Annotated in this window: 2 protein-coding genes; one reads left to right on the forward strand and one right to left on the reverse strand. The window is 35.6% G+C overall.

The features are described from left to right. The first annotated feature begins 323 nt into the window (after window positions 1-323). On the forward strand, window positions 324-1,241 hold the full coding sequence (locus ACIPNH_RS00240) for an Rpn family recombination-promoting nuclease/putative transposase (protein WP_400770793.1): 918 nt from the start codon (window positions 324-326) through the stop codon (window positions 1,239-1,241). Window positions 1,242-1,481: 240 nt separating this feature from the next. Here ACIPNH_RS00240 and ACIPNH_RS00245 read toward each other — a convergent pair. Next, window positions 1,482-5,862: ankyrin repeat domain-containing protein (locus tag ACIPNH_RS00245; protein WP_400770796.1), on the reverse strand; the 4,381-nt coding region annotated here is incomplete at its 5' end.

Raw genomic sequence — 5,862 nt, forward strand, 5'->3', positions numbered from 1 at the left:
AGCTAGTGAATTTGGTTATGTCTTGATTAAAAAAGAGCTACTAGCAGAAAGAGTTTCTTAGAAGTTTAGTCTCTCATACCCAAAATAATTGTTTTTAAAGCTCTTTATAGCTCATGAATTCATTTGCTGGGGTTTATAGAGGGAGGTGTAAAAGATGATAAAATATAAGATTAAGGTGCGTGGTAGCATTCTAGGGTCATTTATGAAGGTAGTTTTTTGCCGACTCTTGAAATTTAGCTAACCTTAATAGGCTTTAGTACAAAAACGTTGAATATTTCTTCACAATTGTGTATAATTACTAATGCTTTTTGAGTGGATTTCTTATGGCTATTTCTAAGTTTCTCGATCCTAAAAATGATATATCGTTCAAGCGCATCTTTGGCACTGAAAAAAATAAGGACATTCTTATTCACTTCCTTAATGATATCCTTGGCTTCACTGGCAAAAGTACAATAAAGGATATAGAGTTCTTAAGTACTATTCAAGACCCTGATATTGCTTCTAAAAAACAAAGCATTGTTGATGTTCTTTGTAGAGATGAAAATGGGCTGCAAGTCATAGTCGAAATGCAGGTCGCTAAAACTAAAGGCTTTGAAAAACGTGCCCAATACTATGCCGCTAAAGCTTATTCAAGACAGGCTGATAAAGGTGATCAATATCATGACCTTAAGGAAATTATCTTTATTGCTATAGCAGATTGTATACTTTTTCCTGATAAGTCCGAGTACAAATCGAAGCATACTATTCGCGATGAAGATACTAATGAACATGATCTAAAAGATTTTTACTTTATATTTATTGAGTTGCCTAAATTTCCAAAAACCAAAGAAGATCAGCTTTCAAGTATAGTTGAAAAATGGGTCTACTTCTTTAGATATGCAGACGAAACTAGTGAAGAAGAGCTAGAGAGAATAATAGGAAGTGATCTAATAATTAAAAGAGCATATGAAGAACTAAATAGGTTCAACTGGTCAGAAAAAGAATTTATAGCCTATGAACAAGAGATCAAGCGTATTCGTGATGAACAGGCTGTCCTTGCTCAAAAACTCGATGATGCTAAACAAGAGGGTAAACAAGAAGGTAGACAAGAAGGCATCCTAATCGGCCATGAAAAAGGTAAAATTGAAGGTAAAATTGAAGTTGCAAAAAATTCACTCAAGGCCGGTGTCTCTATTGATGTTATAGCTCAAATTACCGGTCTCTCTCATTCTGAAATTTTGCAACTTAAGAAAAAAGCATAATATCCCTACTTATTCACTTTAACATTTATGAAAACCTTTTCTAAGTTAGAAATATCCCCTAATTAAGAGTCTAATGAACTGTCTAAAACAGCTATAAAGATTGCACATAGAATTATATAAATTACTATCATAACGTTACCCTCTCATCTAGCCTTCCATTTATTTTCCGATTTCAGTCTTATTTCCTATAATTTCTACTTCATCTATGTTAGTGCTAGGAACTCCAAACTTTTCCTTACCTTACTGTATAGCTCTTATAATCATATCCTCATCTATAGACCTCATCGATTGCTCTCTTGGTGACAAAAGATTTTCATGAACCGGTTGTTTATGTCTCCTCCCATTAACAAGGCGAACAACTAAGTCACCTAATATTAGTGCACTATTTACCACATCGGTGTTTATTTCTGGCGCAACTGTAACATTTGATTTTACTTTTTCCCGATTAGAAGACCAGCTCCTATTAGGAATATTTCCTCTGGATGGACCTATCAACTTTCTAGATTGTGATATGGTAACACTATACATCTTTTCTAACCCTGCAGAACATACATCGGTATCTCCAGATTTAGAGTTTTCCAATTCTTTAGTAGAAATTTTGTTTACCACACTTGATACTAATCCATTCACAGAGCTTTTTACCCAAACAAATAAACCATTTATCCATGAAGGTGGTCTTGTGCCACTACTTGCTGCTATCTCAGGTTGATTACTTAAATTTATAGCAAATGGTTTTCTTGGAATATGATAACGAGCATGATCTCCATGGTGATGACGGCGTTTGCGTTGTAAAGGTTTTTCTCTTTCTTCCTTAACTCTTTTCAAATATTGTTCAACATTATCATGTTTTTTATCAATAGCAATGTCTAGCGGTGTTTTACCATTATAGTCTTTAGCTTCTAAATTAGCACCATTTTCAACAAGATACTTTACTACATCCAAATGACCATTCCAAGAAGCCCAGTGTAGAGGAGTATTATCATCACCATCTTTGGCTTCTAAGCTAGCACCCTGGCTAATCAGATTTTTAACCTCATTAAGCTCATGACTTCTTACAGCAAGTAACAACTTTTTATCTAATTGTACTTGCCTTAAATATTGTCCAACATTAACATGTTTTTTATCAATAGCGATATCTAGCGGTGTTTTACCGTAATCACTTGTAGCACCAAGATTAGCACCAGCACCTACAAGAAGCTTTACTACATCAAGCCTGTTGGTATCAGCAGCGTAATGTAAAGGTGTCCAATGACCTTTGTCTTCAGCATTAACATTAGCATCATGACTAAGAAGTAACTTGACTGCATCTAGCCTGTAGTTTGCAACTGCTCCATGTAAAGGAGTTGCTTGATATTCCCCATTTTCAGTTTCAATATTAGAACCATTGTCAAGAAGGAACCTTATTCTATCTAAATCACCTATTTCAGCAGCTGAATATAGTAGTGTACTGCCGTCCTCGTCCTTAGTATCAATGTTAGCACCCTTGGCAATGAGACCTTTAGCTTCATTAAACCCACCACCTTGCACTGCAGCTAACAATTGCCTATTTAGACTTGACTGTGCTTGTTGTAAGTACTCTACAACATTATTATGTCCTTTATCTCTAGCAATGTCTAGAGATGTTTTACCACTATTATCTTTAGTATCAACATTAGCTCCACTATTTATAAGATATTGCAGCACATCTAAATGACCACCCCAAGAAGCCAAGTGTAGTGGCGTCTCGCCATTTCTATCAGCCTCATTAATACTCGCTCCTTTCATGAGGAAAAGTTCTATAATTTCTTTATCATTGTTCTCAGCAGCAGTATACATAGGCCCCCTACCATAGACACCTTGGATATCCTTGTGATTATTCATAACAATAAAGTGCATAGGAGTTCTGCCAAGTATATCTTTAGCATTCACATTAGCTCCCTTATCAACTAAAAACTTAGCGATATCTGAATGACCTTTCAATGCAGCCCAGTGTAGTAATGTGCAGCCATATTTATCAGTCGCATTAACACTCACATCTTTACTAACAAGAAACTCCACTGTGCCTAAGTTACCACTCCAAGTATAATAAAACCCGCCATGCGTTCTGTCGTCAATATCTTTAGCAATAAGATCATTGATTGTCTTTAGATCCTTTTCATTTTTTACAGTAAGTAACAATTCTTTATCTAAGTGTGCTTGCATAAAGACTTGCCTTATCGTACTAGAATTAGTATAACACCCCTCATCTTCAGGAGTTCTACCACTGTTATCCTTGACATCGATGCCAGCTCCTTTACTTATAAGATACTTTACCATACCTAAACGATGATAAAACTGTGAAGCATAATGTAGAGGTGTTTTACCATCCTTATCTTTAATATTAACATCAGCACCCAGATTTATGAGATCTTTTACTTTACTAAAATCACTATCTTGCACTGCAGCCAGTAATTGCTCATTTAATTGAGCTTGTTTTAAGTATTTTACGACGCTATCATACTTTCGGTTGATGGCGATATCTAGCGGTGTTTTACCATCCTTATCTTTAGCTTTGATATCTGCTCCCTTACTTGCAAGATACCCCACTACATCCAGATGGCCGCCACCAGAAGCCATGTGCAATGCTGTCTGCCCATCACTATCTTTTAGATTAACATCAACTTTCTCCTCATCTATAAAATACTTTACCACATCTAGCTTACCATTGTAAGCAGCATAGTGCAGGGGAACTCTACTGCCATTATCTTTAATTTCTAAGCTATTTTTTGCATCTGCTACAAAATATTTTACTATATCCAGATTACCACCATAAGCAGCAGAATGCATAACAGTCATCCCATTACTATACTTAGTATTCAAGCTAGCCCCTTGACTTACAAGATCTCTAACTTCATCAAAATTACCATATTGTGCTGCAATAAGTAATTCTTGATCTAGCTGCACTTGTTTTAAATACCCTACAACATCTTCATGTTTTTGATCAGTAGCAGCATCCAGCGATGTCTCACCTCCTTTGTCCTGAGCATTAATGTCAGCTCCCTTTTCTACAAGGTACTTCACTACACCTAAGTGACCATTCCAAGAAGCACAGTATAGTGGCGTTCTACCATACCTATCAGTATCATCAACGTTCATTCCCTTACTGAGAAAAAACTCTATGATGTTTGTATTATTATTTTCAGCAGCAACATGTATAGGTTTCCTACCAAAAATATTCTCAGCACTAATATCAGCTCCCTCCTTGACTAATAACTTAGCATCATCTAATTGACCTTTCCATGCAGCTAAATGTAGTGGTGTCCAACCATTTTCATCTGTAGTATTAACATCAACACCTTTTCCAAAATGGCTATTCACGGAAACATCGCAAACAGGAGGCTCTATTATGCTTTGATTAGAACTTGCATCTGCAAAAGCCCCACCAGTATTGTCCACAGCGCTTGTACCTTCAACCTGACTTCTACCTTTTCTTACAGTAGATTCACAATCTTCTATTCTCCATACACCTTGTGTAACCTTGCCCCCCGGAACCCAAGTAAATACTCTTCTCCTATCTTTGTCATATTTAGCATAATCAGCAGCATACAAATACTCATTATGCTTAACATTCCTTATATTACATTTATCACCGTTAGGCTCAATCTTCCATACACCTTGCGTAACTTGTCCCCCTGGAATCCAAGTAAATACCATTCGTCTATCATTATCATAATTAAAATAATTACTAGCAGCATATAAATGTTCATTAAACTCAACATTTACTATACGAAAGCTATCACCATCAGGCTGAATCTTCCACACACTTTGTTTATCATTTTTCCCAGGAATCCAAGCAAACGCTCTCCTCCTTTCTGTGTCATAATTAAAACAATCAACAGCAGCATATAAATATTCATTTTGATAAGTATTTTTAATACATACTTTTGATGCAAATACTATATTCTTTACTGATTCTGGTAATTTACTTTTTAGCCTTTCAAGATCAGATCTTTTTTCTGAATCGAGACTAGAATATTTATCAAAACTCATTGCCTCTTTAATAGAGTAAGCTAACTTAAATATTGCACTATTATTTAAATCATCATTTCTTTGCATTGCATCAAACACAGCTACATAAGCTGATATACGCTGACCAGCATTATTATGACTGCGTACATAACTTAATGTTTCTTTCGTATCTACCCTCCCATACACATCATTTATAACTCCTTTAATTATATCATCAAACAGCTTTCCATCTGATTTATAAATTTCATTAGCAAGTTCATTAACTGAACTATACCTATTACGCAATATGCCATCCTTTAGCTTCTCTTTTGCTACACTTTTTATTGAATATCTTAACTTCTCTACAAAAAACTCTGCCCATCTTTTTACATTAGGTGCAGTATCTGCTTGGTTAATAATTTCCTTCTTTACGCCCTCAACTACTCCCATCATCTTATATGGGTCGTTACCTTTAGCTTCAATACTAGCATTCTTATCAAGGAAGAATTTGACCATCTCTAAATCACCGTTGTAAGCAGCCATACGTAGAGGTGTTCTACCATCACTATCTCTAGCTTGAATATCAGCACCTCTATCAACAAGAAACTTAGCTATATTTAATTTATCTTCCTGAACAGCTAAGTGAAGAGGATGG

Source organism: Wolbachia endosymbiont of Drosophila barbarae, assembly GCF_044752445.1.
In the GTDB taxonomy this organism is placed as follows: domain Bacteria; phylum Pseudomonadota; class Alphaproteobacteria; order Rickettsiales; family Anaplasmataceae; genus Wolbachia; species Wolbachia pipientis.

Coding starts and splice junctions, on each gene's coding strand:
- ACIPNH_RS00240 (WP_400770793.1), top strand. CDS start 324: ATGGCTATTTCTAAGTTTCTCGATCCTAAAAATGATATATCGTTCAAG.